Genomic DNA, 20966 nt, shown 5'->3' with positions numbered 1-20966 from the left:
AAAGTCTAGCAGATTGCTCCTTGTTCGCCAGACTTTTCGGTCAAGCTCCGCGGATTCATTCAAATACTGAATGATATGAACGGATTGTATTGACAATCTGGATGCACGAGCAGAAACGTCTGCTTAACGTTTCTTCCGCTTCTTTGAGGCCTGGGATTCAGCTTCGAAGCGGACCTTCTTCACGTAGAAGTAGAGAAGTGCCGTGACAGCAAGAAGGACGAAGCTGATGAAGATCGTGTCTGCCTGGATGCTGGCGACAGTACCGACTCCTGCCAGGACAAGCGTGAAGAGACAGAGCTTGCTGTAGGTCACGGCGAGGCTCTTGTCCTGGGAGATCCTGATGCCGAAGATGCCCGTGATAACGCAGCCGATGCCGCAGACAACCTCTACCACTGACGCTGTCGTGATCATCGCGACCATATCGTCGAAGGAGAGCGTCGAGCTCGATTGGGCCAAGGCATCTGCAAGCGCCGTCTGCACCTCTGCATTCTGGAGCCCCATCAGCGCCATGATTGCCATGATCAGCGTGAAGGAGGCAGCTGCAATCTCAGCGATAGAGATGAAGAGCACCGCATTCTGGCTCTTGCTCGGCTCGACGATCTTTGCACGCTTCTTCTTGCTCACAGTCTCCTCCTTGCACACAGCTTCATGGCAGCTGGAACAAAAGGATAGCGCAAGAGAGATGGAGAGAGCTTTAAGATGCGCTATTCGGTACAGCCAGGCCGTCTTTCGTCCCGACAATGCTGAAAGGCACAGCGTCAGTCAGGCATCTGCCTGTTCCTGCATTCTGTTCGGGATTCTTCAGATCTTAATTGCTTGCGCGCCTCGCGCTTGGCAAGAAAGCGGTGCAGCCCTTCAGGGTCATCCGCAAATGGCTAGGGATGCGGAGCTGACACATATCTATCCAGCCGCTCCGATTCTTCCGATGCATTCAAGAACATCTCGACTAACTCTGGTGTCTTCAGCACAATCTGCGTATCCATGCCTGCAGAAACGACATGCCCCCTCTTCTGATCCTCTGCAAAAGCTCTTCGCAGCCAGCAATATCGTTAGACAAAATCATAGAGAAGAATCAGCTCGGTGAAGCGCCACTTAATGCAGCCAGGCCGTCTTTCGTCCCGACGATGCTGAAAGGCAATTCCACAAGAAAACAGGCCAGAGCAACAAATGCTCTGGCCTGTATCTTTCATGGTGGCGGGGAAGGGAATCGAACCCCTGACACGGGGATTTTCAGTCCCCTGCTCTACCAACTGAGCTACCCAGCCGAAATGCGCTCTCTTGCGCGCTTGTTTATAGTAACAGACTGCTTCCCCAAGTCAAAGAACTTTTTTTATTTTCTTTGCTCTGAGGAGAAATCGCCTGCTTACTTGTCATCATCCGATATGTGACGAGGAGCCACGGTACGGGAGCGGCGAAGCGGCATGCCCTTGAAGATGGCACTGAGACCCGACGTCTCCTCCTTGGCAGGAGCCTCCTGCTTCTCTTCGGCCTTGGCCGGTGCTGCTGGCTTGGGTTCTGCCTTTGCCTGGGAAGGCTCAGGGACGCTTGCCTTGGGCTCTGGTGCAGCAGGTGCCGGCTTCGGTGCTTCAGGTGCTGCAGGCTCGGGTGTCTCTGCCTTCTTTTCGGGAGCAGGAACCGATGCAGGCTTAGCCTTAGGCGCGGATGCAGGAACCTCCGCTGCCTTCCGGGGCTTCAGAGCCTCAGATGTCTTGGCAGCAGAAGCCGCCTCTCCCTTCGAGGAGAACGGCATGACCTGGGAAGGCTTTGCGCCCTTTGCCGCCTTCGTCCCTGCGTTGTAGCCATAGAGGTCGATGGCATGCTCTGCTGCAGAGAAGACGCCTGCAAGCCGAAGCGAAGCCTCGGCAAGAGAACCGGACTTGGAGATTGCGATATGGCGGTCAGAGAGCTCCTTCTCCGCTGCTGCAAGCTTCTCTGAGAGCTCCTGTGCATGCGCTTCGGCACGTGCCTTCTCATGCCGGGCCTGGACAAGCTCAGCCCTCATGCGGGCAAGCTCTCCCTCGCCGGTCGCCGTCTTCAGGAGCGTCTCCTGAATCTGGCGCTGGAGCGACTCGAGGTGGGCAAGGCGTCCTGCGATCTCTTCCTGCGTGAGCTCCGGCTCGGTCTTCCTCGTCTGTGCCTGCGCAAGTGCAGCTGTCAGATGCTGGCAGCGCTCCTCGGCTCCTGCGAGCTCCTCCTTGAGGGCAGCCTGGCGCTTCTGCTCTGCTGCAAGCTGCTGCCGCAGCGCTTCGTATTCCTGGGACTTCTGCGCTTCGGTGCGCTCGCGGACATTCTGCGCTTCAGCGCAGGCACGCTTTGCCTTCTCGAGCTCTGCTTTCGCCTCTCTGAGCGATTCCTCGAGAAGCGCCTTCTGGGCCTTCGTCTCAGCGAGCCGGGCCTCTGCTGCCGTCTTGTCGCTCCGGGAGCGCTCAGCCTCCTCAGATGCGCTATGCGCCTCCTCGCGGAGGCTCTCCATCTCGTCCTGGAGCCGCGAATTCTCGTTCAAGGCATCACGGAGAAGATCGACGACTCTCGTCGCTTCAAGTCCGCGTCCACCCTCAGACGGAGCAGCGATACGCGCCTCCTCGTCCTTGCGATGCTTCTTCTTTGCCTTCTTGCGGCTCTCAGAATCGAGCGCGCTCTCTTCCTGCTTCATGGAACAACCTTTCACGTGAGCCTGCTGTACAGCAGCAGAAGCGTGTCATCCATCGACAGATCCAATCCATCCTGTTTTAGGGTACCCCACACAGATAAGGCCGTTTCCCATATTTCGGCCGGCTCCTGTATGTAACGCCTGACTGCTGCTACAAGACGGTAGAATCCCGTCTTGTAGCAGCGCAGCAGAAAGGATTGAGTTGCAGATCCTCGTCTTCGATATCGGCGGCACCGCCATCAAATGGTCTCTCAGGGATGAAGCTGGCAAGGCCCTCAAGCAGGACGTCTTCCCTACCCCCAAGGACTCGGCAGACGCCCTTCTCTCCTCCCTCATGGAAATCGTGAAGCTCCATGGATTGCAGGCTTCCGGCATCGCTATAAGCGCTCCAGGCGTCATAGAGCATCACCGCTTCATGCGCACGGGAGGCGCTCTCACCTATGCCTATGGGCTTCCGCTTGCAGATCGCCTCGAGAAGCTCTCGGGACTGCCTGTCACGATCGGCAACGACGGCAAGTGTGCAGCGCTCGCAGAGCTTTCCTCAGGCGCTCTTAAGGGCACGCAGAACTCCTGTGCGCTGATCCTGGGCACCGGCCTTGGAGGCGGCCTCGTCGTCGACGGAAAGGTCCTGGCTGGCCCTCATGGCTCTGCAGGCGAGCTCAGCCTGCTCTCGTTCGGCTTCGGGCCTGATGGCACGATCGGCTCCTGCGCCGGCATGGACGCAAGCACCTCTGGCCTCATCCGCGCCATGAAATCGGCATGCGGAAAGACAGCCGAGGAGCTGCCTGATGGCAAGGCATGCTTCAGGCTCCTCGAGAGCGGAGATCCGGCAGCCAGCCAGGCCTTCAAGTCCTGGTGCATGGCAGTCGCTACAGTCATCTTCGACCTTGCTGCCATGCTCGATATCGAGCGCTGCGCGATAGGCGGCGGCATCTCTGCAAATCCGCACGTGCTCGGAGGCATCAAGACAGCGCTTGCAAAGGTCTCGGAGAAGCTCCCGCACATCTTCGGCCAGACCATTACATTGCCCGAAGTCGTATCCTGCCGCTACGGAGCAGAGGCAAACCAGCTGGGTGCCCTGGCTCTCTTCCTCGAGAGCAGGAAGGACAGGTAAGGCAAAGGGGAGCTGGCATGCCAGCTCCCCTTCTTCTCATCTTGCTCTGTGCTGCTACTCGCTGAGCGCAGGCGTGATGGCAGAGATGACCTCTTGAGGCGTCTTTGCCGAGACGATGGCAGACATCGTCTTCTCATCGTCCAGAAGCTCCATCACATCGACCAGGGTCGGCACCTGCTTGGCCGGATCGACGACCGCAAGCATCACGAGGACCTGCACCGGCAGCGGCTTTTCCGGCGATCCCATGAGTGCAAACTCGACCGGGTGCGCAAGCACGGCGACAGCAATTGCATCGGAGAGCGTGTAGTCGTTCGAGCAGTGCGGCACCGCGGCATTGACCGGCTTGGCCTCGAGGCCCGTCGGATAGATCTTCTCGCGCGCGACGACTGCATCGGGATAGCTGCTCTTGACCTTGTGCAGCTCTACGAGCTTTCCCGCAAGCGCACGCAGCGCTTCTTCGGCAGTATCTGCTTCAAGACCGAGAAGCACGAGACGCTCATCCAGAACCATGTACGACCTCCGACAGGACCTTCCTCCACATAAGCTTTCCTATTCTACACCATTTCCCCACTTTTCCGCCATCAATATTTCAAATGGATGGGATGAGGAGCAGATGCAGGCTTTGGAAGGCCCTGGAAGCTCCTAGACCAGAAGGTCTGCAGCCTCGAGCTTCGGCACATGATGCGAGCCATCCGCCTCATGCCAGTAGGCTATTCCGTGCTCTGTCGTCGCTGGCTCGAGCACGACCTCCTCTGCAGGCGTGCCAAGCGCCAGCACAAGGGAGATGGCAAGGCCTGTGTCCTCGAGACCGAAGTCGGAGATGAGGCCCTTGTCGAAGTTCTTGAGGATGCAGCCGCCAAGGCCTTCTGCTGCCGCAGCGAGCATGATCGTCTGTGCCGCGATGCCTGCGTCGTAGCACCTGATCGGATTGTTCACGGCTGCAGCAGGAACCATGATGAAGATGTAGCCACCGGGTCGCTCCCCCTCTGCAGGTCCTGCCCAGTCCCTGAGGAGCGCTGCCCACTTGAGATGTGCAAAGGCCTTCGCGCAGGCATCAGCGCCGCTCACAAGATGTAAACGCAGCATCTGCGTGTTGTTGCCGGTCGGAGCAAAGCGCACGACGTCGATGAGAGCTCGAAGCGTCTCCTCCGACACCGGCTTCGACTCGTCGAAGCGTCTCTTCGTCCTCGAGGAGCGCACGAGGGCAGCAAAATCCTTCTCTTCCATGCCTGTCTCTCTTAAAGGTCTGCCTTGCCGATCTGGGCAACGGCTTCCTTGATCTTCTCCGGCGGCAGCACGAGCGCGAAGCGCACGTAGCCCTCACCCGCAGGTCCGAAGCTTGCACCCGGTGTCACGATGACGCCTGTCTTCTCCATGAGCTCGAGCGTGAAGGCAAGAGAGTCTGTCCTGCCGTGCGGCAGGCGTGCCCAGACGAAGAGCGTGCCATGGCAGTTCGGACGCTCCCAGCCGATGGCCTCGAGGCCGTCGCAGAGGGCATCTCTTCTCTCCTTGTAGGCAAGGCGCTGGCGCTCGACGCCGTCAAGCGGGCCCTTGAGACAGGCAATCGCGACATTCTGCTCGGCGAAGAACATGCCGAAGTCGACCTGGCTCCTGAGCTTGTAGGTGGCCTGGACGATGTCCTTCCTGCCGACGAGGAAGGAGAGCCTGACACCGGTGACATCGAAGGACTTCGAGAGCGACAGGAACTCGACACCCACATCCATAGCGCCGGGATAGTTGAAGAAGGAGCTCGAGACGCCTTCGAACACGACGTCGGCGTAGGCATTGTCGTGCACGATCACGATATCGTGCTTCTTTGCGAAGGCGATGATCTCCTCGTAGACCTCAGGCGTGCCGACCGACCCCACCGGGTTAGCCGGAAGCGAGACGATCATGTACTTGGCCTTGTCCGCCACATCGTCGGGAATGTCTGCCACATGCGGGAGGAACCCATGCTCTGCTGTCAGCTGGTAGTAGTAAGGGGTTGCTCCTGCAAGCTGCGTGCCGGAACGGAAGACCGGATAGCAGGGATCGGGGATGAGGGCGATGTCGCCCGGATCTGCCAGGGCTGCACAGACATACTGCATGCCTTCCTGCGTGCCGCGGCAGCTCATGACCTGATCGGGCTCGAGGCCATCCACATCGAAGCGGCGCTTGTAGTAGTCGCAGACCGCCTGCTTGAGCTCTTCCTTGTCATGCAGGGCATACTTCCAGTTCGCATCATCTGCGCAGGAGTCGACAAGTGCCTTCTTGATGTAGTCAGGCGTCGGGAAATCGGGCGTGCCGACCGACAGGTCCCAGACAGGACGTCCCGCAGCTTCAAGCTCGCGGCGCTTCTGGTTCAGACTGGCAAAGACCTCGTCTCCGAAAAGATCGAGACGCTTCGAAAACTGCATCGGCTCTCACGCTCCCCAGCGGCCAGGCGCCGCTTCCTGCATATCTATAGGCAAGATTCCATTCTATTATTCGACGAGCTGCCTGCCTCCTGAAATGCCGCCTACGCAACACGATGTTTGCCTGATGGGACACATGCCAGAGCGCATGTCAGGCGAATCCCTGACATGGGGATTTTCAGTCCCCATGAGTGGAGAAGGGCCTGCCTTACGGCAGGCCCCTGGCTGCTTGTCTGTCTACTTCTCCTGTGGCATCTTCCAGCCGTGCTGGTCGGTATGGAGGAGCCGCTCGGCACGCTCGGAGAGCGGCTCGCCGAGATACTTCTCGTAGACCCGCACGATATCCGGATTCTCATAGGAGTTCCTATACTCCGAGATGCGGTCGAGCCCATAGAGCATCTGGCCGCGTGCCCCTGCCAGCTCCTGTCCGTCGTGGATCGGCTGCCCGCCGCCACCGACGCAGCCTCCCGGGCAGGCCATTACCTCGACGAAGTCATAGGACACGGTGCCTGCAAGGATCGCGTCGCAGAGACGCTTCGCATTGCCAAGACCGCTTGCGACAGCGACACCGAGCTTTCTGCCTGCAAGGTCGAACTCCGCTTCCTTCCAGCCGGTGAGGCCGCGGACGTTCCTGAATGCGTCATTGGCAGGCGTCTCCCCTGTCGCCAGGTGATAGGCCGTACGCAGCGCTGCTTCCATGACGCCACCGGTCGCACCGAAGATGATGCCGGCGCCCGTGCCTTCGCCAAGGGGCTCGTCGAAGGGCTCCTCTTCAAGCGCATGCACATCGATATGGTCGGCGCGGATCATGCGATCTATCTCGCGGACCGTAAGCACGCAGTCGACATCCGGATCTCCGCAGGCATCCTTCATGGTCGGCAGCGCACACTCCGCCTTCTTCGCGACGCAGGGCATGACAGAGACCGAGAAGATATCGTGCGGATCGATGCCCAGGTATTCTGCGTAGTAGCTCTTCACGATCGCGCCGAACATCTGCTGCGGCGACTTCGAGGTCGAGACATCGTCCACAAGCTCAGGATAGTGGGCCTTCACGAAGCGGACCCAGCCCGGACAGCACGACGTGAACATCGGATACTCATGCTCTGTGCCGTCAGAGAGGCGGTGCAGGAGCTCTGTGCCCTCTTCCATGATCGTGAGGTCGGCCGAGAAGTCGGTATTCACGATGTAGTCGAAGCCCATCTTCCTGAGCGCCGAGACAAGGTGCCCGATTGTCGACTCCTCGGGCGAGAGCTTCCAGTGGTCGCCCCAGGCCGTGCGTACCGAGGGCGCGATCTGGACAATCGTGACCTTCTTCGGGTCGGCAAGCGCATCGTAGACGCGTCCCGTATCGTCGCGCTCGCGCAGGGCTCCTGTCGGGCAGTGCGTGATGCACTGGCCGCAGAGCGTGCAGGGAGCCTCCGCGATCGGGCGGCCTGCTTGGACATTCACGGCGGTGTGGGCGCCTCTGTTCGTGAGGTCCCACACATCCGATGCCTGCACCTTGCTGCATATCTGAATGCACCTGAGGCAGTTGATGCACTTGTCGTTGTTGCGGATCAGAGGGAACGTCTTGTCCCACGGCATATGCGGCAGGTGCTTCTCATAGGGCAGCTCGAAGATATCGAGGTCGTTTGCAAGGCTCTGGAGCGAGCAGTTGCCGCTCCTCACGCAGCTCGTGCACTCCGAGTCATGCTGCGAGAGCAAAAACTCGACGTTCGTCTTTCTGGCCTTCCTGACCTTCGGGCTGTTCGTGAAGACCTTCATGCCGTCCAGGACATAGTTGTTGCAGGAAGCGACGAGCTGGTCGGTCCCTTCGATCTCGACGACGCAGACACGGCAGGCACCGATCTCGTTCAGATCCTTGAGATAGCAGAGCGTCGGAATATGGACGCCTGCAGCTTCTGCTGCCTCGAGTATGGTGGCGTGGTCGTCCACCTGGACACGCACCCCATCGACGGTCACGTCTACCATTGCATGATCCTCCCTCCGCGGAATGCGCCATAGCCGAAGTGGTCGCACCTCAGACACCTCGATGCCTCCTGATGCGCCTCTTCAGGCGTGAGGCCGTGCTCGACGATATCGAAGTCGCCGACGCGCTCCGACGCCTCACGTGATGTCATCTCGCAGCGGGCGCACATGTTCTTGCCCTTGAACTGGACCGTCGGTATCTCGACATCTGCCACGATCTGGTGGTCGAAGCCGAGGCAGTGGTCGATGTTTGCTGCTGCGACCTTGCCGGCATTGATGGCACGGATCACCGTGGCAGGGCCGCTCTGGCAGTCGCCGCCCGAGAACACGCCGTCAAAGCCTGGCACGGCACCATCTGTATCGGTCACGATGCGGCCGCGATTGCATTTCATGCCCAGTTCTTCGAAGGGCCTGGACTCTATGGCCTGGCCGATTGCCACAAGCACGCGCTCGCAGGGAATGACCTCCTCGGGAGCCTCTGCAGCACGCGGTGCCGGACGCCCGTTCTTGGGGCCGCCGATGATCTGCTTCTGGACACGGAGTCCCGTGACATGGCCGCCTTCAGCCTCAATCGCAAGCGGGGCATGGAGCTCCAGGAGCTCGCAGCCTTCGGCCCTCGCTCCTGCAATCTCTTCATCCTGTGCCGTCATGTCCGCGACACGGCGCCTGTAGACGATCGTGACCTTCTTTGCATGGCACCTTACGGCTGAGCGGGCGACATCCATTGCCACGTTGCCGCCGCCGATGACACAGATGCGCTCGCCCGTGAAGTCGGGAATCTCCTCGTCGCCGATGGCACGCAGCATCTTGACGGCAGACTCGACGCCTTCTGCATCCTCGCCCGGAAGGCCGAGCTTCCGGTCCGCATGGGCGCCGATTGCCAGATAGACCGCGTCATACTCTTTCCTGATTTCAGGCAGGTTCTCGGTGACAGGCGTATCGAGCTCTACGTTTATGCCGCAGTCAAGGAGCCACTGGATCTCCTCGTCGAGGCGCTTCCTCGGAAGACGATAGTTGGGGATGCCGTAACGGAGCATGCCACCCAGGTGATGCCTTGCCTCGAAGATCGTGGGCTCATGCCCCATGCAGGCAAGATAGTAGGCACAGGAAAGTCCTGCCGGACCGCCACCGATGATAGCAATGCGCTTGCCCGTGGACGGAGCCTTCTTCGGCTTGTAGTCTGCCTCCATGTGCTCTGTCGCGAAGCGCTTGAGGCCGCGGATGTTCATCGGATCGTCCACCATGCCGCGGCGGCAGTGCATCTCGCAGGGATGCTCGCAGACAAGGCCGCAGACGACAGGAAGCGGATTGTCCTTCCTGATGAGCTTCACGGCATCCGTGTAGCGTCCTGCCTCGACGAGCGCGATGTAGCCCGGGATATCGACTCCTGCCGGGCAGCCCGAGACGCAGGGGACAAGCTCCGACTGCTTGAAGCCGCAGGCGTGGTACTTGATATGGTGCTCGAAATCGTCGCGGAAGCCCCGGATCGCTGTCAGCGCCATGCTTCCCGCTTCATATCCGATCGCGCAGTCGCTCGAGAGATAGATCGTACGCGCCGTCTTCTCGATGAGCTCGAGCGTATGCTCATCTGCCTTGCCTTCGAGGACCTGGTCCATGAGCTCCTTCAGGACGCCCAGGCCTACACGGCAGGGCGTACATTTTCCGCAGCTCTGCGTTGCGCACATGCCGACGAAGGCAGCCGTGAATTCGACCGGACATGGAGCAAGCGAGCTCACCGAGAGCCGCTTCTCTACCGCTTCATGCAGTCCATCCATGACTGCCTGGGCCTCGCTGCGCTCGACCACATGCAATCTAGCCATTCAGTTTCCTCTCCTCGTGCTTTCCGCACGGCAGAGGCACGCTCGGCAGCTCCTTCCCCGGAAGACGGCTTTCCGCACCGCCCCCTGTGCCATGAGCCTGCACGCCGGCGCTTCCCCTCGTCGGCCTGCCATGCCTGAAGCTTGAGCATAGCAGCCGGAAGCATAGGAGCCTTACGATTTGCGGTGAATGAAGCATATTGCAGGGCAGATGGCTGTTCTGCAGCAGAACGCATAGGTCCTGCATGGAAAAGGCACCTGCCCGGCTTTCCGGACAGGTGCCTTGATGGTCATGCTTCTATGCTGGTGCGCTAGGCAATCTCGTGCTTGAAGGCCTCGATGACCTTCGTGCCCATGTCGCGCGTGCCGAGCTTCCTGTCTTCAGGCGTCATCTCGTCTGCAAGGTCAGGCGTCCTCCAGCCTTCATCGAGCACGTCCTCGACGGCTGCCTTCACGGCATCCGCTGCGTGGTCCATCTGGAAGCTGTAGCGAAGCATCAGCTCGACCGAGAGCATCTGTGCAATCGGGTTTGCGATGCCCTTGCCCGCGATGTCAGGAGCAGACCCATGGCTCGGCTCGTAGAGTGCCGTGCCGGAGCCCAGAGAGGCGGAGGCAAGCATGCCAAGAGAGCCCGTGAGCATCGACGCCTCGTCGGAGAGGATGTCGCCGAACGTATTCTCGGTCACGAGGACATCGAACTGGGCAGGATTCGCGACGAGCTGCATGGCGCAGTTGTCGACGAGCATGTCTCCGCCCTCGACATCTTTGAACTCGTCCATCATCCTGTGGTTCACTTCGCGCCAGAGACGGGATGTCTCGAGCACGTTGGCCTTGTCGACCGACGTGACCTTGCCACGGCGGCGCTTGGCAGCCTCATAGGCCCAGCGCACGACACGCTCGATCTCGTACTCGGAGTATTCCATCGTATCGACCGCACGCTCGCCTGAAGCGCCGTCGACGCCGGCACCTGCGACATCCTTCTCGCGCCTGTGCTCGCCGAAGTAGAGGCCGCCTGTAAGCTCGCGGACGATCAGGATATCGACACCTTCGAGGAACTCAGGACGAAGGGTGGATGCTCCTGCGAGCGCCTTGTAGATGTGCACCGGACGCAGGTTCAGGAAGAGCCCCAGATTCTTGCGGATGGCAAGAAGGCCCTGTTCAGGGCGGACAGCGCCAGGCGTCGTGTCATTCCACTTCGGGCCGCCGACCGCTGCCAGAAGGACCGCGTCAGACGCCTTGGCGGCGTCGAGCGTCTCGGGCGGAAGGGCGCTCACGGGCTCGCCTGCCGCACGCGTCGCATCGATGGCAGCGCCGCCGATCAGATGGTCTTCGCAGACGAACTCGACATCTTCTGCCTGGCCGATAGCCGCAAGGAGGCGCTTTGCCTCTGCCATGATCTCAGGGCCGATGCCGTCACCCGGCAGGGTGCAGATACGGTAGGTCTTCTTCCCCATCGTCTATGCCTCCTTCTTCTGGGCGAGCAGATTCTTCGTCCTTGCGACAAGGCCGCCCTCGTTGATGATCTCTTGGATGAAGGGCGGGAATGGCTGCGCCTGGAAGGTCTTGCCCGTCGTCTCGTCCGTGATGAGGCCGGTGTCGGCATTGACCTTCACGACATCGCCGTCAGAGATCGCATCGCAGGCCTCGGGGCACTCCATGATCGGAAGGCCGATGTTGATGGCATTGCGGTAGAAGATGCGGGCAAAGGACTTGGCAATGACGACAGAGACGCCAGCGGCTTTGATAGCGACAGGAGCATGCTCGCGCGAGGAGCCGCAGCCGAAGTTCTCGTCTGCGACGATGATGTCGCCCGGCTTCACGCGCTTCACGAACGTCGTGTCGAGGTCCTCGAGGCAGTGCTTTGCAAGCTCTGCCGGGTCGGATGTATTGAGGTAGCGGGCAGGGATGATGACATCAGTGTCGATGTCGCGCCCGTAGCGGAAGACCGTGCCTTCGAATTCCATAGGTGAGCCTCCTTCAGGCTAGTCGAGATCGGACGGCAGCGCGATGTGGCCGGCGACGGCAGAAGCTGCAGCGACGGCGGGGCTTGCAAGGTAGACCTCTGAGGTCGGGTCTCCCATGCGGCCGACGAAGTTCCTGTTCGTCGAGGAGACGCAGCGCTCCCCTGCTGCCAGGATGCCCATGTAGCCGCCGAGGCAGGGTCCGCAGGTCGGGGTCGAGACGACGCAGTGGGCATTGATGAAGATGTCCATGAGGCCTTCATGCACGCACTGGAGCCAGACGGCCTGCGTGGCAGGAATCACGATGCAGCGCACGTTCGAATTGACCGTGCGGCCCTTGAGGACTGCTGCAGCTGCGCGCATGTCTTCGATGCGGCCGTTCGTGCAGGAGCCGATGACCGCCTGGTCGATCGCGATATGGCGGGACTCTGCCACAGGATGCGTGTTGGAGGGCAGATGCGGCCAGGAGACCGTCGGCACGATATCCTTCGCATCGATCCTGATGACCTGCTTGTATGCGGCATCGGGGTCTGCATGGTATTCCTTCCAGGAGCGCTCCGTCCTGCCTTCGAGCCAGGTACGTGCCATATCGTCGACCTCGAAGAGGCCAGCCTTGCCGCCTGCCTCGATGGCCATGTTCGCAATCGTGAGCCTGCCCTCGACCGAGAGGTTCCGGATCGTGGAGCCAGCAAACTCCATCGCGCAGTAGAGCGCGCCGTCGACGCCGATCTGGCCGATGATGTAGAGGATGATGTCCTTGGCAGAGGCACCTTCAGGAAGCTCGCCCTCGATCTCGAAGCGGATGGTCTCAGGCACCTTGAACCAGGCCCTGCCTGTTGCCATGCCGACACCGGCATCCGTAGAGCCGACGCCTGTCGAGAAGGCACCGATGCCGCCGTAGGTGCAGGTATGGGAGTCGGCGCCGATGATGAGGTCTCCCGGGCCGACGATGCCCTTCTCGGGCAGCAGGGCATGCTCGATGCCCATGCAGCCCTGCTCGAAGTAGTGGGTGATCCCCATCTCATGCGCGAAGTCGCGCGTGATCTTCGTCTGCTCGGCGCTCTTGATGTCCTTGTTCGGGCTGTAGTGGTCAGGTACGAGGAAGATCTTGGTCCTATCGAAGATGCCGGCGCCGATCTCGCGCACGGTCTTGATCGCGATCGGTGCCGTGATGTCATTTGCGAGCACGCCGTCGAGGTCGCACTCGATGAGCTGTCCTGGCACGACACGGTCGAGGCCGGCATGCGCGGCCAGGATCTTCTCTGCCATCGTCATTCCCTGTGGCATGGTCTGCCTTCCTTTCTGGCTTATGCCTGCTCCTCAGAGCTGGCCTCTTTCGAGAGAAGCGAATCGACAAACTGGCGGGCACCTCGTGCCGACCTGCCGCCGCGCCTCGTCGCGAAACGTTCTGCTTCAAGGTCGAGCTCCTGCTCGTCGAGCGCAATGCCGCGCTCCTGGGCAAGCTTGTGCACGATATCGAGGTAGGTCTGCTTGTTCGGCTTCGTGAACGAGAGATGGATGCCGAAGCGGTCGGAGAGCGACACGATCTCCTGGAGCGTGTCATTCAGATGCACCTCATCGCCCTCGCGCTCGCTGAACGTCTCCCGTACGAGATGGCGGCGGTTCGATGTTGCATAGATCGCGACATTGGACGACTTCGCCGAGACCGAGCCCTCGAGGATTGCCTTCAAGGCTGCGAAGTTGTCGTCGTCTGCTGCGAACGAGAGGTCATCGATGAAGATGATGAACGTGCAGGGGTTGTGCGTGAGCGTATCGAGGATGCCCGGAATGTCGCGGAGCTGCTCCTTCCGGACCTCGAGGATGCGCACGCCCGCGCCCGCAAGCGCATTGGCGACGGCCTTGACGGTCGAGCTCTTGCCTGTGCCGGCATCTCCGGTGAGGAGGATATTGGCAGCAGGAAGCCTCTTCACGAGCGCGCGGGTGTTGTCGAGGATGACCTTCTTCTCGCGCTCGTAGTCGACAAGATCTTCGAGCCTCTGCGGATCGGGATGCTTGACCGGCACGATCTGACCCTGAGCATCCACGCGGAACACATGGTAGCGGGCATACATGCCGTAGCCATACTTGCCGATGTTCGCGATGCGCTCATGGTAGGTGCCTGCGATATCGACCTTCTGCGTATCGAAGGCAGGAAGACGGTCTGCAGCTCCCGGCAGAAGCTCGAGGAAGTCCTGGGGCTCGAGGTCGGCAAGCTCCTGGAGGACCGAGAGCTCTGCCTCGGCAGCAGCTGCAAGCGAGGCACCAGGCACCCTCCCGGCGCCGATGGTCCGAAGATACACATTCTCGTCGTCGACCGTAGCGTCCAAGATGTAGGACCCGAGGCCTTCCGCCTCGGAGTCGAAGAGCGCTGCCACGAAGGTGGCATAGGCACGGGCAAGCGCCATTGCATCGCCTGAAGTGCTGTTGCCTTCCTCCGCATCCGATGCGAGCGCCGCTGCCTTATGGAGCGCATCTCCCAGAGCCGCGATGACAGGATCTTCTTCGAGGCTCCGGAAGACCGTGAGCGTATCGAGCGAGAACGAGAGGCTCATGAGCCTTTCTGCATTCATTGCGTCTACCACAGCTTCCTAGTTGAGGACGGCACCCTTGGCGCCGCTCGAGACAAGCTGGGCGTAGCGCCTGAGGTAGCCAGAGAGCGGCTTCGTCTTGGGCGTGAACGCTGTCATGCGCCGCTCGAACTCCTCATCGGAAATCTTGAGGTCGAGCGTGCAGTTCGGGATATCGATCGAGATGATGTCGCCTTCCTGGATGATGCCGATAGGTCCGCCGGAGGCTGCCTCAGGCGAGACATGGCCGATGCAGGCACCGCGGGTGGCGCCGGAGAAGCGGCCATCCGTGATGAGGGCGACAGAGGAGCCGAGGCCCATGCCCTGGATGGCAGAGGTCGGCGTCAGCATCTCGCGCATGCCAGGGCCGCCCTTCGGACCCTCGTAGCGGATCACGACGACATCGCCCGGATTGATCTTGCCGCCGTCGATGGCAGCCTGCGCCTCTTCCTCGCTCTCGAAGACACGTGCCGGCCCTTCGTGCACGAGCATCTCAGGAGCAACAGCAGAGCGTTTGACGACAGAGCCTTCAGGGGCAAGGTTGCCATGAAGGACGGCGATGCCACCGGTCTTGGAGAACGGGTTGTCGAGCGGACGGATCACGTCGTGGTCGAGGACGCGGGCGCCCTCGAGGTTCTCTGCGACGGTCTTGCCGGTGACGGTAAGGCAGGACGTATCGATGAGACCTGCCTCTGCAAGCTCGGACATGACAGCGTAGATGCCGCCCGCCTCGTCGAGATCCTCGATGTAGGTCGGGCCTGCCGGTGCCAGGTGGCAGAGGTTCGGCGTACGTGCAGAGATCTCGTTTGCAATATCGAGCGAGAGGTCGACGCCGCACTCATGGGCGATGGCAGGAAGGTGGAGCATCGTGTTCGTCGAGCAGCCGAGCGCCATATCCACGGTAAGCGCATTCATGAGCGCTTCCTTTGTCATGATCTGCCTCGCGGTGATGCCCTTCTTGAGGAGCTCCATGACGGTCATGCCGGCGTGCTTGGCAAGCTGGAGGCGGCGGGAATAGACAGCAGGGATCGTGCCGTTGCCACGAAGGCCCATCCCGATGACCTCAGTGAGGCAGTTCATCGAGTTTGCCGTGTACATGCCAGAGCAGGAGCCGCAGGTCGGGCATGCCTTGCACTCGAACTCATGAAGCTTGTCCTCATCGATCTTTCCTGCCGTGTAGGCGCCCATGGCCTCGAACATGGAGGAGAGGCTCGTCTTGTGGCCATCGATATGGCCTGCGAGCATGGGGCCGCCGGAGACGAAGGTCGTAGGCAGATCGAGACGCGCTGCTGCCATGAGGAGGCCCGGGACATTCTTGTCGCAGTTCGGGACCATCACAAGGGCATCGAAGCCATGTGCGAGCGCCATGCACTCCGTGGAGTCGGCGATGAGGTCGCGGGTCACGAGCGAGTACTTCATGCCCGCATGTCCCATTGCGATGCCGTCGCAGACCGCGATGGCCGGAAACACCACCGGCATGCCGCCTGCTTCGGCGACACCCATCTTGACAGCCTCGACGATCTTGTCGATGTTCATGTGTCCCGGCACGATCTCGTTGTAGGACGAGACGATGCCGACAAGGGGCTTCCTGATCTCTTCTTCGGTCCAGCCGAGCGCGTTGTAGAGGGAACGGTGGGCCGCAGCTTCAGGCCCGAACTTCAATGCGTCGCTCTTCATAGGGATATCCTCTCTCAGGCGCAGGTGCGCCCTTCCTTAACATGTTTTGCGCTAGCCGACAATCTGGAAGCCTTCGTCGACGAGGCGCTCCTTGATCGCATCGATCTGGGCCTGGTCGCGGGTCTCCATGCCGACACGCAGGGTGCAGGCAGAGATCGGCAGGTCCGGATCGGACAGATCGTAGTCGACCGAGACCACATTTGCGCCGAGCGAGGCGATGATGCGGGAGACCTGCTCGAGCTGGCCCGGCTTGTCTGTAAGCTTGATCGCAAGCGTCGCCTTCCTGCCGCTCATGGCAAGGCCGCGGTTGATGACGCGGGACAGGATGTTCACGTCGATGTTGCCGCCAGAGATGACGCAGACGGTGCGCTTGCCCTGAAGCGGTAGCTTACCGAACATGGCAGCAGCCACAGGAGCAGCTCCTGCGCCTTCGCTCACGAGCTTCTGGCGCTCCATGAGGTTCAAGATTGCGGCTGCAATCTCGTCGTCTGAGACCGTGACCATATCGTCCACGTACTTCTGCGCCATCTTGAACGTGAGATCGCCCGGGTTCTTGACGGCGATGCCGTCGGCGAACGTGACCGCCGTATCGGATGCTCCCCACTTGCCTGCATGGAAGGCATCGACCATGGCAGAGGCGCCCTTGGCCTGGACGCCGTAGACCTTGCACGACGGCTTCAGGTTCTTGACGGCACAGGCGACGCCGGAGATGAGGCCGCCGCCACCGACCGGCACGATCACGGCATCCACATCGTCGAGCGTATCCATGATCTCGAGGCCGATCGTGCCCTGGCCAGCGATGACATCCTCGTCGTCGTAGGGATGGATGAACGTGGCGCCCGTCTCCTCCTGGAGACGCACTGCCTCGTCGTGGGCATCGTCGTAGGTGCCAGGAACGAGCCTCACCTCGGCACCGAGGCGGCGGGTGTTCTCGACCTTCATGATCGGCGCGCCGTCAGGCATGCAGACGATGCTCTTGACGCCCATGTGGGTGGCAGCCAAGGCCACGCCCTGGGCATGGTTTCCGGCAGAGCAGGCGATGATGCCCTTGTCGAGCGCCTCCTTCGGCAGCTGCGAGATCTTGTAGTAGGCACCCCTCAGCTTGAAGGAGCCGGTGACCTGGAGGTTCTCTGTCTTGAGATAGAGCTCGTCGAGTCCCGGCACAAGCTGCGGAGCAGCGATGAGGTCGGTCTTTCTGGCGACGCCCTTGAGGACATAGGCTGCGTGGTAGATCTTGTCGAGCGATAGCATGGGCATCTCCTTAGATGGCAAGGAAGTTCGTGATGTGCTGGCCTGCCGGAACCATCGGGCGGACCATCTCGTCGGGATCGAGGACGCAGTCGATGACCGCACCGGTGCCGCCATCGAGGGCTTTCTGGAGCGCGTCTTCGAGCTCCGTGACCGTGCTCACGCGCCAGCCGGGAAGGCGGTAGGCCTCGGCGAGCTTCACCCAGTCAGGTCCTCTGTCGAGCGTCGTCTCGGAGTAGTGCTGGTCATAGATCAGCGTCTGCCACTGATGGACCATGCCGAGGACGGTGTTGTCGAAGACGACCGAGATGATCGGCAGGTGGTAGTGCTCGACAGTTGCAAGCTCGATGCAGTTCATGCGGAACGAGCCATCGCCCGTGATATGCACGACGCGCTTGTCGGGGTTGCCAACCTGGGCACCGATGGCAGCGCCGAGGCCGAACCCCATGGCACCGAAGCCGCCCGATGTGATGAGCTGTCCGGGATAGGAGTAGTGCATATGCTGGATGGCCCACATCTGGTGCTGGCCCACGTCCGTGGCGACCATCGTGTCTTCGGGGCACAGGCGCGCAATCGTGTCGTCGATCTGCTTCGGCGTCAGGTGGTCTCCGCCCTCTTCGTACTGGGTCTCCGTCGGGAACGAGAATACGAACTCCTTCCAGACCTTGTGGCTCTGCTGCGGGACCATCTCGTTCAGGAGCTCGAGCACGCGCTTCGCATCGCCGAGCACATAGTGGTCGCAGCGCACGTTCTTGCCGATCTCCGTCGAGTCGATGTCGACCTGGACGATCTTGGCCTGGCTTGCAAAGGAGGAAGGCTGGAGTGCCACACGGTCGGAGAAGCGGCAGCCCACGGCAATCAGGAGGTCGCAGTTGTCGACGGCCATGTTCGAGGCCTGAGATCCATGCATGCCGATCATGCCGGTCGAGAGCGGATCGTTTCCGACAAAGCCGCCGCCACCCATCACGGTGATGGCGACAGGAGAATCGATCCTGTTCGCGAACTCGTTGAACTCCTTGTTCGCGCGTCCGCGCACGACGCCGCCACCACAGATAAGAAGCGGACGCTCCGCTTCCTCGACCATCTGCGCCAGGCGCTCGACCGCAGCCGTCTCAGGCTCACGGGTCTCGATGCCGCCCATGAGACGCTTCGAGAGCTGGTTCGGGAACTCGAAGATGCGATGCTCCTCGACCGGCACATACTCGTAGTCGCACTTCGCCTGTGTGACATCCTTCGTGATATCGATGAGGACCGGACCCGGACGTCCCGTGCGGGCAATCAGGAAGGCCTGGCGCACGACATCTGCGAGCTCATGGACATCCTTCACGACACGGTTCCACTCCGTGATCGGCTTCGTTATGCCCGTGATATCGACTTCCTGGAAGGAGTCCTTGCCGAGAAGCTTGGACGAGACGTTGCAGGTGATAGCAACGATAGGAGAAGAGTCCATATAGGCCGTGGCGATGCCGGTCGTGAAGTTCGTGCAGCCGGGGCCCGATGTCGCGAAGCACACGCCGACCTTGCCGGTCGCACGGGCATAGCCGTCAGCGGCATGCACGGCACCCTGCTCGTGGCTCACGAGATAGTGGTGAATCTCGGGCGTCTGGTACAAGACGTCGTAGACGTCGAGAATCGTTCCTCCGGGATATCCGAAGATGGTATCGCATCCCTGCTCCTTGAGACACTCGATGAGTATCTGGGCACCTGTGAGCTCCATGCATCCTCCCCCTATGGCGGCAATCCTTGATTGAAGGATATGCCTCGAGCTGCCTTATGGCAGCGGCCTGTCCTGCAGACGGTGGGTCCCTCGTGCGAGGGGCACTCCGTGTGCAGGACGCCCGGATACGGGATGCATCCGGGCGTCCAGCCGAAATCAGGTGCCGGAACTAGTTGTTGAGGAGCTTGTCCTCGTCGTTCCAGGCGTAGAGAGCACGGATCTCCTTGCCCGTCTTCTCCATCAGGGTCTCGGCCTGCTGGCGGCGCATGGCCTTGAAGTGGACCTGGTGGGACTCATCGGACATGTCGAGCAGGAACTCCTTGGCGAACTCGCCGTTCTGGATGCGCTTCAGGTTGTAGCGCATGCCCTCCTTGGCGGCCTCGGTGATCACGTGCGGGCCGGCGGTGTAGTCGCCGTACTCAGCGGTGTTGGAGATCGAGGAACGCATGCCAGAGAAGCCGCTCTCGTAGATCAGGTCGACGATGAGCTTCATCTCGTGGATGCACTCGAAGTAGGCATTGCGCGGATCGTAGCCAGCCTCGACGAGCGTGTTGAAGCCTGCCTCCATGAGGTCGGTCACGCCGCCGCAGAGGACGTTCTGCTCGCCGAAGAGGTCGGTCTCGGTCTCGGTCCTGAAGTCGGTCTCGAGCAGTGCTGCACGGGCTCCGCCGATGGCTGCGCCGTAGGCAAGGGCGATATCGAAGGCGTCGCCGGTGGCATCCTGGTGTGCGCAGACGAGGCAGGGCGTGCCCTTGCCCTCGAGGTAGGTGGAACGCACGGTGTGGCCCGGAGCCTTCGGGGCGACCATGATGACGTTGCAGTCAGGACGCACCTCGATGCAGCCGTAGTGGATGTTGAAGCCATGGGCGAAGGCGATCGTCTTGCCCGGCGCCAGGTTCGGCTCGATGTCCTTCTTGTACATGGATGCCTGATACTCATCGTTGATGAGGATCATGATGATGTCAGCCCACTTGGCTGCCTCGGCAGTGGTCAGGACCTCCAGGCCCTGCTTCTCCGCCCTGGCCTTGGACTTGGAGCCCTCATAGAGGCCCACCTTCACGTCCACGCCGGAATCCTTGAGGTTCAGTGCGTGTGCGTGGCCCTGGGAGCCGTAGCCGATGATGGCGACCTTCTTGCCATCCAGCTTGCTCATGTCGCAGTCCTGCTCGTGGTACATCTTGAACGCCATGTCCAATCCCCTTTCAATCCTGGTTTGGGTCCGTTCAATATAGCTGCCTGCCTTCATCCGGGAGGCTGGCTGGGCTATCCGTTAACTACCTGTTAGCACGCGGCAACCGATGCATGTTCGTTCGTTTTCCACCGGCTTTCAGGTCTCGAGAGTTCCTATAGATTCGCGTTCTCCCGCATCACGGAGGAGCCCCGCTCGAGCGATATGACGCCTGTGCGGCACACCTCCAGGATCTCGAAATCACGCATGAGGTCGATGAAGTTGTCTATGCGCCGGGTGCCCCCGGCAATGCGGAACACGATGGAATCGCGGGTGTAGTCGACGATCTTGGCACGGAATGCCTCGCCGGCATCGAGCACCTGCTGGCGGGTCGCATTGTCGTTTGCGACCTTCAGAAGCAGAAGCTCGCAGCTGATGGAATCCTCCGGGTCGAACTCCTTGAAGGAGACGACATCGGGGAGCTTCGCGAGCTGGGCGACAAGCTGGCGCTTGGCCCTGTCCTCGCCCTCGAACTGCACGGTGATGCGGGAAAGATCTTCTGTCTCGGTCTCGGAGACCGTGAGGCAGGTGATGTTGAACTGGCGGCGGCGGAACATGCTCGTGACACGGTTGAGCACGCCGTACTCGTTGCGCACCATGATGGCAATGCTGTAGGTCTTCATGAT

The 20966-nt window shown here is 60.9% G+C and carries 17 protein-coding genes and 1 tRNA gene; 1 reads left to right on the top strand and 17 read right to left on the bottom strand.

All coding sequences use genetic code 11. The features are described 5' to 3' along the window. Positions 1-123: 123 nt before the first annotated feature. From VXJ24_RS02465 to VXJ24_RS02455, 3 genes are all read right to left on the bottom strand, one after another. A complete protein-coding gene (locus tag VXJ24_RS02465) occupies positions 124-624 on the bottom strand; it encodes a hypothetical protein (protein WP_330971331.1) in 501 nt (166 codons plus the stop codon). 565 nt (positions 625-1189) lie between these two features. Then, positions 1190-1265, bottom strand: a tRNA-Phe gene (locus VXJ24_RS02460). A gap of 98 nt (positions 1266-1363) precedes the next feature. Further along, the gene (locus VXJ24_RS02455) at positions 1364-2653 is read right to left on the bottom strand and encodes a coiled-coil domain-containing protein (RefSeq protein WP_330971330.1); all 1290 of its coding nucleotides are present in this window, start codon (positions 2651-2653) and stop codon (positions 1364-1366) included. 199 nt (positions 2654-2852) lie between these two features. Here VXJ24_RS02455 and VXJ24_RS02450 point away from each other — a divergent pair, with 199 nt between their 5' ends. Next, positions 2853-3764: an ROK family protein gene (locus tag VXJ24_RS02450; RefSeq protein WP_330971329.1), complete on the top strand. Its 912-nt coding sequence runs from the start codon at positions 2853-2855 to the stop codon at positions 3762-3764. A gap of 54 nt (positions 3765-3818) precedes the next feature. Here the strand turns inward: VXJ24_RS02450 and VXJ24_RS02445 are convergent, their stop codons facing one another. From VXJ24_RS02445 to ilvN, 14 genes are all read right to left on the bottom strand, one after another. Beyond that, positions 3819-4274, bottom strand: a complete 456-nt coding sequence (locus VXJ24_RS02445; protein ID WP_330971328.1) for a PTS sugar transporter subunit IIA — start codon at positions 4272-4274, stop codon at positions 3819-3821. Between the two features lie 132 nt (positions 4275-4406). Next, positions 4407-4991: a nitroreductase family protein gene (locus VXJ24_RS02440; protein ID WP_330971327.1), complete on the bottom strand. Its 585-nt coding sequence runs from the start codon at positions 4989-4991 to the stop codon at positions 4407-4409. Between the two features lie 11 nt (positions 4992-5002). Next, a complete protein-coding gene (locus tag VXJ24_RS02435) occupies positions 5003-6160 on the bottom strand; it encodes a pyridoxal phosphate-dependent aminotransferase (RefSeq protein WP_330971326.1) in 1158 nt (385 codons plus the stop codon). Between the two features lie 234 nt (positions 6161-6394). Next, positions 6395-8128, bottom strand: a complete 1734-nt coding sequence (locus VXJ24_RS02430; protein WP_330971325.1) for an NADH-dependent [FeFe] hydrogenase, group A6 — start codon at positions 8126-8128, stop codon at positions 6395-6397. Next, positions 8122-9945, bottom strand: coding sequence for an NAD(P)-binding protein (locus VXJ24_RS02425; RefSeq protein ID WP_330971324.1), 1824 nt, complete (start codon positions 9943-9945; stop codon positions 8122-8124). Before VXJ24_RS02425 ends, VXJ24_RS02430 begins: the two co-directional genes overlap by 7 nt. Positions 9946-10253: 308 nt before the next feature. Further along, positions 10254-11396: a 3-isopropylmalate dehydrogenase gene (gene leuB / locus VXJ24_RS02420; protein ID WP_330971323.1), complete on the bottom strand. Its 1143-nt coding sequence runs from the start codon at positions 11394-11396 to the stop codon at positions 10254-10256. Between the two features lie 3 nt (positions 11397-11399). Continuing rightward, positions 11400-11906: a 3-isopropylmalate dehydratase small subunit gene (leuD, locus tag VXJ24_RS02415; RefSeq protein WP_330971322.1), complete on the bottom strand. Its 507-nt coding sequence runs from the start codon at positions 11904-11906 to the stop codon at positions 11400-11402. A gap of 18 nt (positions 11907-11924) precedes the next feature. Next, complete coding sequence (leuC, locus tag VXJ24_RS02410) at positions 11925-13190, bottom strand: 3-isopropylmalate dehydratase large subunit (RefSeq protein WP_330971321.1); 1266 nt, start codon at positions 13188-13190, stop codon at positions 11925-11927. A gap of 20 nt (positions 13191-13210) precedes the next feature. Further along, complete coding sequence (locus VXJ24_RS02405) at positions 13211-14485, bottom strand: ATP-binding protein (RefSeq protein ID WP_330971320.1); 1275 nt, start codon at positions 14483-14485, stop codon at positions 13211-13213. Between the two features lie 6 nt (positions 14486-14491). Next, the gene (gene ilvD / locus VXJ24_RS02400) at positions 14492-16147 is read right to left on the bottom strand and encodes a dihydroxy-acid dehydratase (RefSeq protein ID WP_330971319.1); all 1656 of its coding nucleotides are present in this window, start codon (positions 16145-16147) and stop codon (positions 14492-14494) included. Positions 16148-16198: 51 nt separating this feature from the next. Next, positions 16199-17398 carry a threonine ammonia-lyase gene (gene ilvA / locus VXJ24_RS02395; protein ID WP_330971318.1) on the bottom strand — a complete coding sequence of 400 codons (1200 nt, stop codon included), beginning with the start codon at positions 17396-17398 and terminating at the stop codon, positions 16199-16201. A 10-nt stretch (positions 17399-17408) separates the two neighbouring features. Further along, positions 17409-19112: a biosynthetic-type acetolactate synthase large subunit gene (gene ilvB, locus VXJ24_RS02390; protein WP_330971317.1), complete on the bottom strand. Its 1704-nt coding sequence runs from the start codon at positions 19110-19112 to the stop codon at positions 17409-17411. 169 nt (positions 19113-19281) lie between these two features. Beyond that, entirely contained in the window at positions 19282-20301 is a 1020-nt protein-coding gene (ilvC, locus tag VXJ24_RS02385; RefSeq protein ID WP_330971316.1) for a ketol-acid reductoisomerase, read from the bottom strand. 155 nt (positions 20302-20456) lie between these two features. Next, on the bottom strand, positions 20457-20963 hold the full coding sequence (gene ilvN, locus VXJ24_RS02380) for an acetolactate synthase small subunit (protein WP_330971315.1): 507 nt from the start codon (positions 20961-20963) through the stop codon (positions 20457-20459). Between the last annotated feature and the right edge of the window lie 3 nt (positions 20964-20966).

Origin of the sequence: Olsenella kribbiana (assembly GCF_036408795.1) — a bacterium.
In the GTDB taxonomy this organism is placed as follows: Bacteria; Actinomycetota; Coriobacteriia; order Coriobacteriales; family Atopobiaceae; genus Olsenella_L; species Olsenella_L kribbiana.
The sequence above is the reverse complement of the archived record's forward strand: the minus strand, read 5'-3'. Positions and strand labels throughout refer to the sequence as shown.

Bases quoted from the DNA above. Each gene is read 5' to 3' on its own strand.
- VXJ24_RS02455 (WP_330971330.1), bottom strand. From the start codon at position 2,653: ATGAAGCAGGAAGAGAGCGCGCTCGATTCTGAGAGCCGCAAGAAGGCA.
- VXJ24_RS02445 (WP_330971328.1), bottom strand. From the start codon at position 4,274: ATGGTTCTGGATGAGCGTCTCGTGCTTCTCGGTCTTGAAGCAGATACT.
- VXJ24_RS02440 (WP_330971327.1), bottom strand. From the start codon at position 4,991: ATGGAAGAGAAGGATTTTGCTGCCCTCGTGCGCTCCTCGAGGACGAAG.
- VXJ24_RS02435 (WP_330971326.1), bottom strand. From the start codon at position 6,160: ATGCAGTTTTCGAAGCGTCTCGATCTTTTCGGAGACGAGGTCTTTGCC.
- VXJ24_RS02430 (WP_330971325.1), bottom strand. From the start codon at position 8,128: ATGGTAGACGTGACCGTCGATGGGGTGCGTGTCCAGGTGGACGACCAC.
- VXJ24_RS02425 (WP_330971324.1), bottom strand. From the start codon at position 9,945: ATGGCTAGATTGCATGTGGTCGAGCGCAGCGAGGCCCAGGCAGTCATG.
- leuB (WP_330971323.1), bottom strand. From the start codon at position 11,396: ATGGGGAAGAAGACCTACCGTATCTGCACCCTGCCGGGTGACGGCATC.
- leuD (WP_330971322.1), bottom strand. From the start codon at position 11,906: ATGGAATTCGAAGGCACGGTCTTCCGCTACGGGCGCGACATCGACACT.
- leuC (WP_330971321.1), bottom strand. From the start codon at position 13,190: ATGCCACAGGGAATGACGATGGCAGAGAAGATCCTGGCCGCGCATGCC.
- ilvD (WP_330971319.1), bottom strand. From the start codon at position 16,147: ATGAAGAGCGACGCATTGAAGTTCGGGCCTGAAGCTGCGGCCCACCGT.
- ilvA (WP_330971318.1), bottom strand. From the start codon at position 17,398: ATGCTATCGCTCGACAAGATCTACCACGCAGCCTATGTCCTCAAGGGC.
- ilvB (WP_330971317.1), bottom strand. From the start codon at position 19,112: ATGGAGCTCACAGGTGCCCAGATACTCATCGAGTGTCTCAAGGAGCAG.
- ilvC (WP_330971316.1), bottom strand. From the start codon at position 20,301: ATGGCGTTCAAGATGTACCACGAGCAGGACTGCGACATGAGCAAGCTG.
- ilvN (WP_330971315.1), bottom strand. From the start codon at position 20,963: ATGAAGACCTACAGCATTGCCATCATGGTGCGCAACGAGTACGGCGTG.